The following is a 16,595-nucleotide window of genomic DNA, read 5'->3' as shown; positions in this document are numbered from 1 at the left end:
GTGCAGAACGCAGGACAGCTCTCGCGGCGCCAGATCCTCGCCGCCGCCGGCTTCATCGGGCTCGCCACGCTCACCGGCTGTGGCAGCGGCGAGGACGGAGGCGACTCCAAGGACCTGTCCAAGAAGCAGAACGGCGCGATGAAGAACTACCGGGCCGGGCAGCAGTTCAAGGCAGCCGAGCCGCTGTCCTTCTCGGTACTGCACAACAACAACCCGGTGTACCCCATGAAGGGCGGCTGGCTGTTCTGGAAGGAGCTCACCAAGCGCACCGGGGTGACCCTCAAGCCGGTCGACGTCCCGCTGGCCGACTATGAGAAGAAGCGCAGTGTGCTCATCGGGGCCGGGGACGCTCCGTTCCTGATCCCGAAGACGTATCACCCCTCCGAGGTCGCCTTCGTCTCGTCGGGCGCGGTCCTCGCGGTCAGCGACTACGTGAAGCTGATGCCCAACTTCCGCGACAAGGTGCGCAAGTGGAAGCTGGAGCCCGAGCTCGACTCGATCCGCCAGTCCGACGGCAAGTACTACCTGCTGCCCGGCCTGCACGAGAAGGTCAAGGCCGGCTACTCGCTGTCGTTCCGCACGGACGTCCTCGACAAGCACGGGCTGAGCCTGCCCACCACCTGGGACGAGGTGTACGACGTCCTCAAGGCGCTCAAGGAGGAGTACCCCGGCAAGTACCCCTTCTCCGACCGCTGGAGCACCAACACCCCGTTCCCCTGCGGCGCCCTGTTCCTCTACCTCGGCCAGGCCTTCGGCGTCAGAGCCGGCTGGGCGTACGACAACATCAGCTTCGACCACAAGGCGCGGAAGTTCGTCTTCACCGGCGCCCAGGACGGCTACCGCCAGATGGTCGAGTACCTGCGCAGACTCGTCGCCGAGAAGCTCATGGACCCCGAGAGCTTCAGCCAGACCGACGACCAGGCGGTGCAGAAGCTGCTCGCCGAGAAGTGTTACGCCATGAGCGCCAACCCCCAGGAGCTGGTGCAGAACTACCGCTACAACCTGGAGAAGCAGGTCAAGGGTGCGAAGATCGAGATGATCCCGGCGCCCGTCGGGCCCGCCGGTCCCGTGGTGCTGGGCGGCAGCCGCCTGGAGAACGGCGTGATGATCTCCAGCAAGGCGCTGAAGAGCGACAGCTTCGTCGCCATGATGCAGTTCGTGGACTGGCTCTGGTACTCGGACGAGGGCCAGCGGCTGGCCCGCTGGGGTGTCGAGGGCGTCACGTACACCCGCTCCGGAAACCAGTACAAGCTCAAGCCCGGCATCAGTCTCATGGGGTCCGACCCGGACGCCCCGAAGGACATGCAGAAGGACTACGGCTTCTACAACGGCGTCTTCGCCTACGGCGGCAGCTGGGAGCTCGTCTCCTCCATGTTCAGCCCGGACGAGAAGAAGTTCCAGGCCGCCATGGCCCAGCGCAAGGAGCTGCCCATCGACCCGGCTCACCCGCTCCAGTCCTTCGAGCAGGAACAGGCGACCCTCTGGGACACCCCGCTCAAGGACACCGTCATCCAGAACACCCTGCAGTTCGTCCTCGGCAAACGCCCGCTGTCCCAGTGGGACGCCTACCTCGCCGAGCTGAAGTCGAAGAACATGCAGCAGCTCGTCGACCTGCACAACAAGGCGTACGAGCGGTTCAAGAAGGAGAACGGGTGATCCGCGTCCCCGACTCGCCGCCCTGGTGGGACGAGCGGCGGCCGCTCGGCCGGGAGGTGACGGCATGAGCACCGTACGGACGTCGGACTTCGGCACCCGGGCCCTCTCCCGCGCCTCCGCCCTGATCCACACCGTCCTGACCGTCGAGGCGCTGCTGCTCCTCACCGCCTTCCCGGGCCTGGCAGGCCTGCTCCTGCTCGGCCCCGACCCCGCCAACCTCCCGCTCGCGGCCCTGTGCCTGCTGCCCCTCGGCCCGGCGTTGTCCGCCGCGCTCTACGCCCTCCACCACCGCAGCCGCGACCTCACCGAACTGCACCCGGCCCGGGTTTTCCTGCGCGGCTGGCGGCTCAACGCCCTACCGGCGCTGAAGCTGTGGACGCCCCTGCTGGCCTGGCTGACGGTCATCACCTTCACCCTCACCCACTTCTCCGCCACCGGCCTGCCCGGCTGGTGGGCGCTGCTGCTCGCGGCGATCGGAGCAGGCGCCCTCCTCTGGGGCGCCCACGCCCTCGTCCTCACCTCGCTCTTCGCCTTCCGCGCCCGGGACACCGCCCGCCTCGCCGGGTACTTCCTGTTCCGGCACCGCCGCGCCACCCTCGCCGCCGCCTCCCTGCTGATCCTGACGGCCACGCTGACCGCCCTGCTGACCGAGGCCCTGCCCGCCCTGCTGGCCGCCCCGCTGCTGCTGTCCCTGCTGCACGGCAGCCGCACGGTGATCGCCGAGACCCAGGAGGAGTTCACGGCATGACCGCGCCCCGCACCCCGAAGATCCCGTACGGCGGCGACTACAACCCCGAGCAGTGGCCCGAGGACGTCCGGGACGACGACCACCGCCTGTTCACCCGGGCCGGCATCGACACCCTCACCGTCGGCGTCTTCACCTGGTCTCTCACCCAACCGGCCCCGGACACCTACGACTTCACGGTTCTGGACCGCATCCTGGACCGGGCCGCGGCCGAGGGCCGCCAGGTCTGCCTGGCCACCGGCACCGCCGCCCTCCCGCCCTGGCTCGCCAAGCGGCACCCCGAGGTCAACCGCACCGACTTCGAGGGCCGCCGCCACCGCTACGGCCAGCGCCACAACTTCTGCCCCAGCTCACCGGCGTACCGTGAGCACGCCACCGCGATGGCCTCCCGCCTCGCCGAACGGTACGCGCACCACCCGGCCCTGCTCGCCTGGCACATCAACAACGAGTACGGCGGCGCCTGTTACTGCGACCTGTGCGCCGAGGCGTTCCGGGAGTGGCTGCGCGAACGGCACGGCACCCTCGACGCCCTCAACGACGCCTGGTGGACCACCTTCTGGTCGCACCGCTACACCGACTGGGACCAGATCGAGCCGCCGAACGCCCTCACCGAGCACTGGCGCGGCCCCGACCACACCGCCTTCCAGGGCATCACCCTCGACTACTTCCGCTTCACCACCGACGCCCTCCTCGGCTGCTTCCTGGCCGAGAAGGAGGTGATCCGCGCCCACGACACCGACACGCCCGTCACCACCAACTTCATGGGCACCTTTCGCCCCCTCGACTACCACCGCTGGGCGCCCCACCTCGACTTCGCCTCCTGGGACAGCTACCCGCCCCTCGACGCCCCGCCGACCCGGCCCGCCCTCGCCCACGACCTGATGCGCGGCCTGAAGGACGGCGCCCCCTTCTGGCTGATGGAGCAGACGCCGTCGACCACCGCCTGCCGTGACGTCAACCCGCTCCGGCGGCCCGGCGAGCTCCGCCTCGCCACCTTCCAGGCCGTCGCCCACGGCGCGGACGCCGCCCTCTACTTCCAGATGCGCGCCTCACGGGGCGCCTGCGAGAAGTACCACGGGGCGGTCATCGGCCAGGCGGGCCGGGACGACACCCGCGTCTTCCGTGAAGTCGCCGAGCTGGGGCGGGAGTTGGAGTCTCTGGGCGACCGGACACTCGGCGCCCGCACCCCGGCCCGCACCGCCCTTCTCTTCGACTGGGACAGCTGGTGGGCCCTGGAGATCTCCGACGGCCCGTCCCGGCTGGTCAAGTACCCGGACGTGGTCCACGCCTACTACCGGGCCGCCCGGGAGGCCGGGGCCGACGTGGACGTCGTCCCGCAGACCGCCGACCTCACGCCCTACGACGTGGTGCTCGCGCCGGCCCTGCACATGGTCAAGGGTGACCTCGCCACTCGCCTCGAAGCCGTGGCCGCACGCGGCGGCACGGTCCTGACCACCTTCCTCTCCGGCCGCGTCGACGAACACGACCGCGCCTTCCTCACCGACGTCCCCGGCCCGCTCGCCCCCCTCATGGGCGTCCGCGTCGACGAATGGGACGCCCGGCCACCGGAGTTCACCCAGACCATCCCCGAGCTGGCGGCAGAGGCACGACTCGTCTTCGAGATCGTGCGGCCGCGCGGTGCCGAACCGATCGCCACCTACGGCACCGACTTCTACGCGGGCACCCCGGCGGTCACCCGCAACCCCTACGGCGACGGCGAGGGCTGGTACATCGCCACCGCCCTCGACCAGCCGGGCGTCGACGAGGTCGTCCGCCGGATCCTGGCCCGCCACGACCTGCTCGGCCCCTACGCCGGCCACCCGGCGGTCGAGACGGCCACCCGTGTCGCCCCCGACGGCACCCGCCTGCTCTTCCTCCTCAACCACGCCCCCGAACCGGCCCACCTCACCGCCCACACCACCGCCACCGATCTGCTCACCGGCAAGCGGGTGGACCAGGGCGAACCCCTGGTCCTCGACCCCCTGGGCGTGGCGATCCTTCAGTAGATGCGCCGCCCCCGCTCGTCCGGCACCCCGGACTTGCGCAAGAAGTAGCTGTTGATCTGGTCGCGCCACTCGCGGGCGCCGCGGAGCTGCTCCTCGTACCGCTCCGCCACCCGCGCGTGGCGCACGGGATCCACCAGCCCGGCCAGCGAGTCCCACACCTCCCGGGCTTCCTCGACCTCCTCCACGCCTTCGAAGTGCGTGTCGTAGATGTGCTGGATCACCGTCTTTCCACTGTGCAGGGTGTGCCCGTACGACACGTGGTGGAAGAACAGCAGAAGCTCGTCGGGACAGGTGTCCGGCGACTCGTACAGCTCGGCCCACGGCTTGGCGTACTGCCCTGCGTAGCCCGTGCCGGTCGCCACGCTGCGGTCCACCCCGATGCCGTCCCGGTCGGCGAAGTGATACGTCCCCCACGGGCTGTACTCGTACCCGTCCACGCTCGGCCCGTAGTGGTGCCCCGGCTGCACCATGAAGCCCACGCCGAGGGGAGCGGTGTACTTCTCGTACGTCCGCCACGAGCCGTCGAGCACGGCGTGCAGTCCCGCCTCCGGCCCCGGTCCGAAGGTGAGCCGGATCCACTCGTCGAGGATTCCGCCCGGGTCGGCATCGGGCCGCCAGGCCAGCCGCCCGAAGGTGTAGAGGTTCGCCTGGGCGAGTGGATGCCCGGTCCAGAACGGGTCGTCGCCCACGTTGGACACGGCGATCAGCCCGCCCCGCGCCAGTTCCCCCACGGACGACTCCGGCCGGTGCCGGAACCGCAGCACCTCGCTCCACATCGGCCCCAGCCAGCACACATGCCGCTGCTGCCCGGTGTACTCCTGGGTGGCCTGCAGCTCCACCGCCAGCCGGGTGCGCGGCATCGCCCCGATCAGCGGCGATACCGGCTCGCGCACCTGGAAGTCCATCGGCCCGTGCTTCACCTGGAGCACGGCGTTGGCCGCGAACGCCCCGTCCAGCGGCACGAAGTGGTCGTACGCGGCCCGGGCCCGGTCCGTCCCGCGGTCCCGCCAGTCCTGGCAGTGGTCGTAGACGAACGCCCTCCAGTGCACGGAGCCGCCGTACGGTTCCAGCGAGGCGGCCAGCAGGTTCGCCCCGTCGGCGTGGCTGCGGCCGTAGGCGAACGGCCCCGGCCGGCCCTCCGAGTCGGCCTTCACCACGTACCCGCCGAAGTCGGGTATCGCCTCGTACACCGCTCCCGTGGTCGTGGCCCACCAGTCGCGCACGGTCTCGTCCAGCGGGTCGGCCGTGGGCAGCCCGCCGAGCACCACCGGCGCGGCGAAGGACACGGACAGGTGGGTGCGGACCCCATAGGGCCGCAGCACATCGGCGATCGCGGCGACCTCGCCGATCCGGTCGGTCAGCAGACGCGCCTCGGCCTCGTGCACGTTGACGTTGTTGACGGCGACCGCGTTGATCCCGCACGCCGCCAGCAGCCTGCCGTACGCCCGCACCCGCTCCAGGTCCCCTCGCGCCCGCCCGTCCTCCCAGAACAGCGAGCCGCCCGCGTACCCGCGCTCCACCTGGCCCATGACCGGGTGCACGGCGACGTTGTCCCAGTGGTCGAGCATGCGCAGGGCGAGAGCGGGGTGATGGCTCTCCCGTGCCCGCTCGCCGGTGAACGCCGCTTCCCCGAGCCGTACGACATGGAACAGGCCGTACAGCAGCCCACGTCCGCCGGAGGCGGTGACGGTCGTCGTGCCGCCCTCACGCGCAAAGGCGAACCCCTCCTCACCGAGAAGCTCCGGGTCGTCGGCACCGCCGAGGTCGAGGACCAGGTCGAACGCGACCCCCTCCGGCTCGGCGTCGCGCACGACCCGGCCCCCGAACCGCAGGCAGGCCTCAGCCACCTCCCCGTGCACCGTCTCCACCAGCGGACCCGATCCACGGATCAGCGTCCGCCGGCCGCCGACCGCCCGGAAGGCGGCGGGCGGCAGCCAGGCCGGGTCGACACCCTCGGGCAGGACGGGCACGGGAAGCGGCATGGGACCCCCAACTCGATTGCTCAGGAGAGCAGTTCGACCTCCGCCAGCGTGCCCTCGCCGTCGAGGACCAGGCGGTATTTCTCGTACGTACCCGGTGACCTCACCGTGAACGCGCGTGTCTGCCTGTCCCATGCGAAGGACTCATCGGAGCGCCGGTCCAGCGTCCGCCAGGTCGTGCCGTCGGGGGAGCCCTGGAGCGTCCAGCCGGTCGGTGCCTTCGCCCGGTCCGACGACGACGTCAGCGTGTACTGGACCGCCTCGGCACGCTCGGGGACCGGCAGATCCACCGAGGTAGCCGCCGTGTCCGTCGCCGACGTGTCGTCGAACAGGGCGCCTTCACCCTCCAGCACGTCCGCGCGGGGTGCCGGCACCTTGTCGCCTCGGGTGATCGACACGGGTGCGGCGTGCTTCCCCGTGCCCCAGGACGACGGCCGCGGGCCCATGTCGAACTCCAGGACACCGCCCTTGGCGACCACCGAGTGCGGCAGGGAGGTCTTGGCCCAGGTCCGGCCGTTGACCTTCAGCCCCTGCACGTACACGTTCTTCGCGCTGTTCCGCGGCGCCTTCACCACCAGCTCGCGCCCGTTCTCCAGGTGCACGGTCGCCTTCTCGAACAGCGGTGAGCCGATCGCGTACTCGCCGCTGCCCATCACCAGCGGGTAGAAGCCGAGCGCGGAGAACAGGTACCAGGCCGACTGCTCGCCGTTGTCCTCGTCGCCGTGGTAGCCCTGGCCGATCTCACTGCCCGTGTACAGGCGCGACAGCACCTCGCGGACCTTCTCCTGCGCCTTCCAGGGCTGCCCGGCCGCGTCGTACATGTAGATCGCGTGGTGGGCGACCTGGTTGGAGTGCCCGTACATGCCCATCCGCACGTCCCGCGCCTCCGTCATCTCGTGGATGACACCGCCGTAGGAGCCGACGAACTCGGGGGAGGCCGTCTCGGGCGTGGAGAAGTAGTCGTCGAGCTTGTCGGCGAGACCCTTCCGGCCGCCGTACAGGTTGGCCAGGCCCCGGCTGTCCTGCGGGGCGGTGAACGCGTAGCCGTACCCGTTGGTCTCGGTGTAGTCGTGGCCCCAGACGCGCGGGTCGTACTTCGAGGACTCGACCCGCCAGTCGCCCCTGGCGTCCTTGCCCTGGAAGAAGCCGGCCTTCGTGTCGAAGAGGTTCACGTAGTCCTGGGCGCGGTTCAGGAAGTACTCCGACTCCTCCTTGTAGCGCCGCTCGCCGGTCTCCTCGTAGAGCTTCCGGCCCATGCGGGAGATGCCGTAGTCGTTGAGGTAGCCCTCCAGCGCCCACGACAGGCCCTCGTGCGTCTCGGTGCTCGTGTAGCCGAGGAAGGGGGAGGTGGTCATGCCCTTGCGGCCGACGCCCGGGTTCGGGGGGACGACCGTCGCGTTCTTCACGGCCGCGTCGTACGCCGCCTTCGCGTCGAAGTCGACGCCCTTGACGTACGCGTCCGCGAACGCCACGTCCGAGGACGTGCCCGTCATGAGGTCCGCGTAGCCGGGGGAGGACCAGCGTGAGGTCCAGCCGCCGTCCTTGTACTGCTGCACGAACCCGTCGACCAGCTCGCCCGCCCTGCTCGGCGTGAGGAAGGAGTAGGCCGGCCAGGTCGTCCGGTAGGTGTCCCAGAAGCCGTTGTTGACGTACACCTTTCCGTCGACGATCTTCGCGCCGGTGTGCGTCGGAGTGTCGGGGTTCGGCATGGGGGAGAAGGGCGAGGCGTACTGGTGCTTCCCGCCGGCCTTCTCGAAACCGGAGTTCGGGTAGAGGTACAGCCGGTACAGGCTGGAGTACAGCGTCGTCAGCTGGTCCGGTGTCGCGCCCTCGACCTCCACCTTGCCGAGCAGCCGGTCCCACTGCCGCTGGGCGCTCCTCTTCACGGCCTCGAAGGAGGTGCCGGCCGGGATCTCCTGGCGGAGGTTGTCCTTCGCCTGGTCGACGCTGATGAGCGAGGTCGCCAGGCGCAGGGTGACGGTCCGGTCGTCGGTCTTGAAGCGCAGGTGGCCCTTCACTCCGGACGACGAGCCCTCGGTCACGGGCTTGTCGAACGTGCCGTACACGAACAGCCGGGTCGCCCCCGTCGACAGCCCGGACTTCACGTCCGAGTAGCCGGTGACGATCCCGTTCTCCTTGTCCAGGGTCAGGCCCGCCTGGTCGGTGACGTTGTCGAAGAGTACGCTCGCGTCTTCGCCGGGGTAGGTGAAGCGCAGGGCCGCCGCGTGGTCGGTCGGCGCCATCTCGGCCTTCAGCCCGTTCTCGAACCGCACCCCGTAGTAGTACGGCCGCGCCGTCTCGTTCTCGTGCCGGAAGGCCAGCTCCCGGGCCTCCCGGCCGAGGTCCGGAGTGCCGGCGGCGACGGACGGCATCACCTGGAAGGTCTGCCGGTCGCCCATCCAGGGGCTCGGCTCGTGGCTCGCGCTGAACGCCTGGATCGTCGGCAGGTTGTCCGCGTTGTTCGCCCGCGCGTAGTCGTACAGCCAGCTCAGCGAGCCCGCGTTGGTCACCGGCGTCCAGAAGTTGAAGCCGTGCGGCACCGCCGTCGCCGGGAAGTTGTTGCCCCGTGAGAAGCCGCCGCTGGAGTTGGTGCCGCGGGTCGTCACCGCGTAGTCGGACAGATGCGCCTTCGGCCGCTCGGGAGCGGCGGACTCGAGGGTCACGTCGTCCAGCCACCCCCGGAACTTCGCCGGGCCCTTGGGGGAGTCGTACGCCACCAGGATCCGGTCCACGGTCTTGCCGGCCGCCACCGACCCGATCCGCGAGGCCACGTTGTTCCACTGGTTGACGTAGAGGATCTTCGCCGCACCCTGCCCCCGCGGCGTCAGCGGGAAGCCGTGCTGGTCGGAGGCGCGCAGCTCGCTCAGGTGGGTGCCGTCGGTGAAGGCGAGGTCGACGGAGACGTGGGTGGCGTCGTAGTCGAGGTCGCCGTCCGCCATCGACGGGAAGATCCGGTAGGCCAGCCGCGTGTTCCGGCCGACGGCCACGTTCACGTCGAAGACCTTGTTGTACGAGTAGGCACGCCCGTCGGCGGTGTGCCGGCCGGCGTAACGCAGGGCCCGTTTTCCGGTGAACCCGGCGCCCGCCTTGGCGGTGGGGGAGCCGCTCGGGCCGCGGTCGACGAGGGAGAGCATGTCCTGCGGGACGGGCCCTTCGCCGCCGCCCGTGGACAGCTGGAGGTCGGCGAGCTGGAGGATGTCGCCGCCGTTGTTCCCGGTCATGTCGAGCCGGAAGTGCCGGTACTCGGCGGGCTCCGCCAGGTCGTACGTCTTGGTCTGGAACCGCTCGGAGAAGGACTCGCCGGAGCGGGTGTCGAGGGTCTTCCAGTCCTTGCCGTCGGCGGAGCCCTTCAGGGCCCAGTCCTTCGGGTCGCGCTCGTCGTGGTCGTTGGCAGACGTCAGTGCGTAACGCACCAGTTTGACTGGTTTGTTCAGATCGAACTCGGCCCAGCCGGTGTGCTCGAAGGTGAGCCACTTGGTGCTCGGCTCGCCGTCGACGAGGTTCTCCTTCACCTCGCCCCCGCCCGTGTTCTCGTCACTGGCCCGGACATCGGTGACCTGGTCGGTCACATTGCCCGGTATGCCGCTGCTGTAGCCGCCGTCGACACCCGAGGCCCGCTTGCTGCCGTCGGGGGCGGTGTCGACGGTGTTCGACCAGTCCGGAACCGGGTCGTCCGACTCGAAGGAGGAAGCGAACCTCCGGTCGGGGGTCTCGGGGGCTTGAGGCAGTGCGACCGCAACGCCCTGTGAGCTCAGGGCCAAAGTGAAGGCGGTCGCCGACACGACCGCCGAACCCCATCTGTGCCGAGCTTTCCGCTGCATCAACGGGTACCCTCCCTGCGCAGTGGACAACGTTGTCAACTTCGAGGCGCAAGGACCAGTAGTTGCCCAAGTAGTGAGGAGTGTCAAGGGTGTTGGCTGTGGCATTCAGGGGCGACAGCCGGGGTATTTCCGCTGAGGAGTGCACGGACCGCTCGTCTTTCCGCGAGGTCTCAACTCGGATAAGACCCACGGCCAAGTCTGTGTTCGATCTTGATCCGCTGGCGGGAAGTGGACTATACCTGTCGGACGCTTCACACCATCCGCACATCACCACCCGCACTTTCCTGCACGACCCAGCGTGACCCGATCGCGGTGCCGGGAGGATCCGGTTCACCGCCTGAGTCCTGGAGAAGGCGAGGACTTGAGCATGGGATCCACTTCCGCCGAGAACCGCGGCACCGAGGGTGTCGGCCGCCGTGATCTGATCAAGAGGTCGGCCGCGCTCGGGCTGATCTCCGTACCGACGATGAGCTTCCTGTCCGCCTGCGCCAGCAGCGGCGGCGACGACAGCGGCGACAAGGCCAAGGCCGGCAAGAAGACCGCGAAGAACCCGCTCGGCGTCAACGACACCGCGGGCATGGAATTCGTCCTGTTCGACGGCGGCTTCGGCAAGGAGTACGCCGAGGACGCGGTGAAGATCTACGAGAAGAACTTCCCCAAGGTGAAGGTGAAGTTCTCCGCCACGCAGAAGATCCAGTCCACGCTCCAGCCCCGCTTCAATCAGGGCACCCCGCCGGACCTCATCGACAACTCCGGCGCCGAGCAGATGGACATGGGCGTCCTGGCCGGAAAGAAGCAGCTCACCGACCTCACTCCGCTGCTGGACGCGCCCTCCTACGACGACCCGGCCAAGAAGGTCCGTGACACGCTGCGCCCCGGCATCGTGGAGATGGGCCAGCTCGACGGCGACCCGGTCTGGATCATGTACTACGCCTACACGGTGTACGGCGTCTGGTACTCGCAGAAGGCATTGGACTCGCTCGACGCCACCTATCCCGAGACCTGGGACCAGATGCTCGCGGTGTGCGAGAAGGCCAAGAAGAAGGGCATGGCGGGCTGGACGTACGCGGGCAAGTACCCGTACTACCTCCCCTTCTCGCTCTACCCGATGATCGGCAAGGTCGGCGGTGCCGAGGTCCTCGACGCCATCGACAACCTGGAGCCGAACGCCTGGAAGCACCCGGCCGTCAAGGCCTGCTTCGATGCCTACTACGAGCTCTTCAAGAAGGGCTACATCCTCAAGGGCACCCCCGGCCTGGACCACATCCAGTCGCAGACCGCCTGGGCCCAGGGCAAGGCGCTGTTCATCCCGAACGGCTCCTGGGTGGAGAACGAGTCGGCGAACGTCATCCCGAAGGACTTCAACCTGGCGGTCTCCGCGCCCACCGGTATCGACTCCTCCGACAAGATGCCCTTCGGCACCATCTGGGCCTCCGGCGGCGAGCCCTTCATCGTCCCGGCCAAGGCGAAGAACGCCGAGGGTGGCATGGAGCAGCTGCGCATCATGCTCAGCGAGGCGTCCTCGAAGAACTTCACCAGCAAGGTCAAGTCGCTCACCGCGTTCAACGGCGGCACTGACGGCATCACCCTCACCCCGGGCCTCAAGTCGGGGGTCGCGGCGCTGGAGAAGGCCGGCGACAACGTGCTGAATCCGCGGATGCAGGACTGGTACGTGCAGCTCCAGAAGGAGAAGATCGGGGTCTCCGGCCTCGGCGAGATGATGGCCGGCCGGCTCACTCCGGCCGAAGCCATCAAGAAGATCCAGGCCTACGCGGACGAAACCGCCAAGGACTCCTCGATCAAGCACTACAAGCACCAGTAACGGCACCGGAAACTCATTTCCGCAACGGCACCGGAGTGGCGATGCAGCACGGCAAGTACCGGTTCATCGTGGGGTTCCTCGCGCTGCCCCTCGGCCTGTACGCGCTCTTCGTGGTCTGGCCGTTCATCCAGTCCATCTATTACTCGTTCACGGACTGGACCGGCCTGAGCCCAGAATTCAAGATGGTCGGCTTCGACAACTACAGCCGGATGCTCGACGACGAGATCTTCTGGAAGTCGTTGCAGCACAGCCTGCTGTTCGCGCTGCTGCTGCCGGTCGTGACGATCAGCCTGGCGCTGTTCTTCGCCTTCATGATCAATGTCGGAGGACGGAAGAGAAGGAACGGACCGGTGGTCACCGGCGTCCGGGGCTCCTCGTTCTACAAGATCGTCTATTTCTTTCCGCAGGTGCTGTCCATCGCCATCGTCGCGCTGCTGTTCGCGTTCGCGTACAACCCGGACAGCGGTGCGATCAACTCGATCCTGCGCGGGATCGGGCTCGACGACGTCCAGCCGCTGTGGCTGGGCGATCCCGACCTCGCGCTGTGGGCCGTGATGGCGGTGCTCGTCTGGTCCACGGTCGGCTTCTTCGTGGTTCTCTTCTCCGCCGGCATGGCCTCCATCCCGGCGGAGATGTACGAGGCGGCCCTGCTGGACGGGGCGGGACGCGCCACGACCTTCTTCCGCGTCACCCTGCCGCTGCTGTGGGACACCGTGCAGTCCGGCTGGGTCTACATGGGCATCCTCGCCCTGGGTGCCGAGTCGTTCGCGGTCGTGCAGATCATGACGACCGGGCCGGGCGGCCCCGACTACTCGACCACCGTCATGGTCCTGTACGTGTACCAGAAGGCGTTCCGTGACGGGCAGGCCGCCTACGCCACCACCATCGGTGTCGCCCTGCTCGTCGTCACGCTGGCCTTCGCCGCCGTGGTGATGCGGCTGGGCCGTCGCGAGCGGCTGGAGTACTGATGAAGACGACGCAGACCCCCGCGCCCGTGCCGGCCGAGTCCGGCGCGCCCGTCACCAAGGAGGACACCCCGCCGGGCCCGCCGCCGAAGCCGAAGAAGGAAGGCACGGTCCTCAACGTCTTCTCCCACGGCGTCCTCGTCATCTGGGCGTTCATGGTGGTGATGCCGCTGCTGTGGGCGGTGATGACGTCCTTCAAGGACGACCGGTCCATCTTCTCCTCGCCCTGGTCGCTGCCGGACACGCTGCATTTCGACAACTGGTCGCGGGCCTGGACCGAAGCCAACATGAGCGACTACTTCCTCAACACCGTCCTGGTGGTGGGCGGTTCGCTCATCGGCACGCTGGTCCTGGGCTCGATGGCGGCCTACGTCCTGGCCCGCTTCGACTTCCCGGGCAACCGCTTCATCTACTTCCTGTTCATCGGCGGCATGAGCTTCCCGATCATGCTCGCGCTGGTCCCGCTGTTCTACGTCGTGAACAACATGGGCCTGCTGAACACCATCCACGGGCTGATCCTGGTCTACATCGCCTACTCGCTGCCGTTCACGGTGTTCTTCCTGACGGCGTTCTTCCGGACCCTGCCGACGTCCATCGCGGAGGCGGCCTTCGTCGACGGGGCCTCCCATAGCCGCACCTTCTTCCAGATCATGCTGCCCATGGCCAAGCCGGGCCTGATCAGCGTCGGCATCTTCAACTTCCTGGGCCAGTGGAACCAGTACATGCTTCCCACGGTCCTCAACACGGACCCGGACAAGCGCGTCCTCACCCAGGGCCTCGTGCAGCTGGCGGTCAGCCAGGGCTACAAGGGCGACTGGTCGGGGCTCTTCGCGGGCCTGGTGATGGCGATGCTGCCGGTGCTCGCCGCGTACATCGTCTTCCAGCGGCAGGTGGTGCAGGGACTGACGGCCGGCGCGCTGAAATAACGCTGCGCGTTCGCTCGCGTACACGCCGCCCCCGGTCGCGGGGGCGGCGTGCAGGCGTGTGTCCAAGGACCCGGAAACGGTTCAACCTCTTGACGGGAGGCGACCCGAACAGCTCAGCTTAGAGTTCACTAGTTGGACATGGACGGGGTCTCATCGAAGCGGCCCCGCGCGCAGGAGGTCGTCGTGGAGACTCCGGGGTCGCAGTCGTCGCTGCACCGAGCCAACCTGGAGCGGGTCGTACGAGCCGTGCGTCTGGCGGGCTCCCTCACCCAGGCCGAGATCGCGCGGACGACAGGCCTGTCCGCTGCGACGGTCTCCAACATCGTCCGGGAGTTGAAGGACGGCGGAACCGTCGAGGTCACGCCGACGTCGGCGGGCGGGCGCCGGGCCCGCAGCGTGTCGCTGAGCGGGGACGCCGGGATCGTCATAGGGGTCGACTTCGGGCACACCCATCTGCGCGTCGCGGTCGGGAACCTCGCCCACCAGGTGCTCGCCGAGGAGTCCGAGCCGCTGGACGTGGACGCCTCCTCGACGCAGGGCTTCGACCGGGCGGAACAGCTGGTCAGCCGGCTGATCGAGGCCACCGGGGTCGACCGGTCCAAGATCGCCGGGGTCGGACTCGGCGTGCCCGGTCCCATCGACGTCGAGTCGGGGACCCTCGGCTCGACCGCCATCCTGCCCGGCTGGACCGGCACCAAGCCCGCCGAGGAGCTGCGGGGGCGGCTCGGCGTGCCCGTGCACGTGGACAACGACGCCAACCTCGGCGCCCTCGGCGAGATGGTCTGGGGCAGCGGTCGCGGGGTGCGCGATCTGGCGTACATCAAGGTCGCCAGCGGTGTCGGCGCCGGTCTGGTGATCAATGGGAAGATCTACCGAGGTCCTGGCGGTACCGCCGGGGAGATCGGGCACATCACACTCGATGAATCCGGCCCCGTCTGCCGCTGCGGGAACCGCGGCTGCCTGGAGACCTTCGCGGCCGCGCGCTATGTGCTCCCGCTCCTGCAGTCCAGCCACGGCACCGACCTGACGATGGAAGGCGTCGTGCGGCTCGCGCGGGACGGGGACCCGGGCTGCCGTCGGGTGGTCGCCGACGTCGGCCGCCACATCGGCAGCGGAGTGGCCAACCTCTGCAATCTGCTGAACCCCAGCCGCGTGGTCCTCGGCGGCGATCTCGCCGAGGCCGGTGAGCTGGTGCTCGGGCCGATCCGGGAGTCCGTGGGGCGCTACGCGATCCCCAGCGCGGCCCGGCAGTTGTCCGTTCTCCCGGGTGCCCTCGGCGGCCGTGCGGAGGTCCTCGGAGCGCTCGCTCTCGCCCTCAGCGAGATGGGCGATTCGACGCTTTTGGACGGAACTGCCCCTGGAGTGCTACAGACAGCGACGCCCGCCTTCACTTAGAGAACGGATGGCACCGTTGCCATCTCGTTAAGGATTTACTTCTTGACGTCGCACGTGCGGCCGAGTTGACTTCCAGCCACCTCGGCCGCAATGTCGCGGCCTCGTCAGGGAGGTTTCTGAAGTGAATACGCGTATGCGTCGCGCCGCTGTTGCGATTGCCGCCGGTGCGATGGCCGTTTCGCTTGCTGCCTGTGGCAGCGCCAAGGAGTCCGGCGACAACGCCGATTCCAGCGGGTCCGCCAAGAAGGGCGACGACATCAAGGTCGGTCTGCTCCTTCCGGAGAACGCGACCGCCCGCTACGAGAAGTTCGACCGGGTGCTCATCGAGAAGAAGGTCAAGGAACTCACGGGCGGCAAGGGCGAGGTCGTCTACGCCAACGCCAACCAGGACGCGGCCAAGCAGAACCAGCAGGTCGACACGATGGTGTCCAACAAGGTCGACGTGCTGATCGTGGACGCGGTGGACTCCAAGGCCATCGCCGGCTCGGTGAAGAAGGCCAAGGGCGCGAACATTCCCGTCGTCGCCTACGACCGCCTGGCCGAGGGCCCGATCGACGCCTACACCTCGTTCGACAACGTCACGGTCGGCAAGACCCAGGGCGAGGCCCTGCTGAAGGCCCTGGGCGACAAGGCCAAGGACGGCCAGATCGTCATGATGAACGGGTCCTCCACCGACCCGAACGCCGCCCAGTTCAAGGAGGGCGCGCACTCCGTCCTCGACGGCAAGGTGAAGGTCGGCCGCGAGTACGACACCAAGGAGTGGAAGCCGGAGAACGCCAACGCCAACATGGAGGGCGCCATCTCCGCCCTCGGCAAGGACAAGATCGTCGGCGTCTACTCCGCCAACGACGGCATGGCGGGCGGCATCATCACGGCCCTGAAGGCCGCCGGCATCGCCGACATCCCGGTCACCGGCCAGGACGCCGAACTCGCGGGTGTGCAGCGCATCGTGACCGGCGAGCAGTACATGAGCGTCTACAAGCCCTACCCGCAGGAGGCCGACGTCGCCGCCGAGATGGCCGTCGCGCTCGCCCAGGGCGAGTCGCTCGACTCCATCGCCAAGGACAAGGTCGACAGCCCGACCACCAAGGCCGTCCCCTCCGTCCTCGTCCCGGTCGTGTCGCTGACCAAGGACAACATCAAGGACACCGTCATCAAGGACGGCATCTACACCGTGAGCGAGATCTGCACCGGCAAGTACAAGGCCGCGTGCGACAAGATCGGCCTCAAGTAACAGCCGGTCGGTTCCCCCGAGTTCCTCCGGCGCCCCGCACACCAGC

General features: G+C 68.6%; 10 protein-coding genes. 8 read left to right on the top strand and 2 right to left on the bottom strand.

Going from position 1 to position 16,595, the window contains the following annotated elements; all coding sequences use genetic code 11:
- The 3 genes from OG542_RS09145 to OG542_RS09135 all read left to right on the top strand — a co-directional run bounded on the left by OG542_RS09145 (nucleotide 1) and on the right by OG542_RS09135 (nucleotide 4,407).
- Nucleotides 1-1,656, top strand: a complete 1,656-nt coding sequence (locus OG542_RS09145) for an ABC transporter substrate-binding protein (protein WP_328409786.1) — start codon at nucleotides 1-3, stop codon at nucleotides 1,654-1,656.
- 64 nt (nucleotides 1,657-1,720) lie between these two features.
- On the top strand, nucleotides 1,721-2,404 hold the full coding sequence (locus OG542_RS09140; RefSeq protein ID WP_328409784.1) for a hypothetical protein: 684 nt from the start codon (nucleotides 1,721-1,723) through the stop codon (nucleotides 2,402-2,404).
- Nucleotides 2,401-4,407, top strand: a complete 2,007-nt coding sequence (locus tag OG542_RS09135) for a beta-galactosidase (RefSeq protein WP_328409782.1) — start codon at nucleotides 2,401-2,403, stop codon at nucleotides 4,405-4,407. Before OG542_RS09140 ends, OG542_RS09135 begins: the two co-directional genes overlap by 4 nt.
- On the opposite strand, the gene OG542_RS09130 is transcribed toward OG542_RS09135, so the two are convergent.
- Both OG542_RS09130 and OG542_RS09125 read right to left on the bottom strand, forming a co-directional pair.
- A complete protein-coding gene (locus OG542_RS09130; protein ID WP_328409780.1) occupies nucleotides 4,401-6,389 on the bottom strand; it encodes an alpha-glucuronidase in 1,989 nt (662 codons plus the stop codon). The two genes, OG542_RS09135 and OG542_RS09130, sit on opposite strands and share 7 nt — an antisense overlap.
- A 20-nt stretch (nucleotides 6,390-6,409) precedes the next feature.
- Nucleotides 6,410-10,207, bottom strand: a complete 3,798-nt coding sequence (locus OG542_RS09125; protein WP_328409778.1) for a GH92 family glycosyl hydrolase — start codon at nucleotides 10,205-10,207, stop codon at nucleotides 6,410-6,412.
- Nucleotides 10,208-10,574: 367 nt separating this feature from the next.
- On the opposite strand from OG542_RS09125, the gene ngcE reads away from it, so the two are divergent.
- The 5 genes from ngcE to OG542_RS09100 all read left to right on the top strand — a co-directional run bounded on the left by ngcE (nucleotide 10,575) and on the right by OG542_RS09100 (nucleotide 16,549).
- A complete protein-coding gene (ngcE, locus tag OG542_RS09120) occupies nucleotides 10,575-12,029 on the top strand; it encodes an N-acetylglucosamine/diacetylchitobiose ABC transporter substrate-binding protein (RefSeq protein WP_328409776.1) in 1,455 nt (484 codons plus the stop codon).
- Nucleotides 12,030-12,070: 41 nt separating this feature from the next.
- Nucleotides 12,071-12,997 carry a carbohydrate ABC transporter permease gene (locus OG542_RS09115; RefSeq protein WP_193476557.1) on the top strand — a complete coding sequence of 309 codons (927 nt, stop codon included), beginning with the start codon at nucleotides 12,071-12,073 and terminating at the stop codon, nucleotides 12,995-12,997.
- On the top strand, nucleotides 12,997-13,920 hold the full coding sequence (locus OG542_RS09110; protein WP_261677951.1) for a carbohydrate ABC transporter permease: 924 nt from the start codon (nucleotides 12,997-12,999) through the stop codon (nucleotides 13,918-13,920). Before OG542_RS09115 ends, OG542_RS09110 begins: the two co-directional genes overlap by 1 nt.
- 183 nt (nucleotides 13,921-14,103) lie before the next feature.
- Nucleotides 14,104-15,315 (top strand): ROK family transcriptional regulator, encoded by a 1,212-nt coding sequence (locus OG542_RS09105; RefSeq protein WP_328417844.1) that lies wholly within the window; start codon nucleotides 14,104-14,106, stop codon nucleotides 15,313-15,315.
- A 133-nt stretch (nucleotides 15,316-15,448) separates the two neighbouring features.
- On the top strand, nucleotides 15,449-16,549 hold the full coding sequence (locus tag OG542_RS09100) for a substrate-binding domain-containing protein (RefSeq protein ID WP_328409774.1): 1,101 nt from the start codon (nucleotides 15,449-15,451) through the stop codon (nucleotides 16,547-16,549).
- Nucleotides 16,550-16,595 lie beyond the last annotated feature (46 nt).

The sequence above is a fragment of the Streptomyces violaceus genome (assembly GCF_036014075.1).
GTDB lineage: Bacteria > Actinomycetota > Actinomycetes > Streptomycetales > Streptomycetaceae > Streptomyces > Streptomyces violaceus.
Note: the sequence above shows the minus strand (reverse complement) of the source record. Positions and strands in the feature narration are given on the sequence as shown.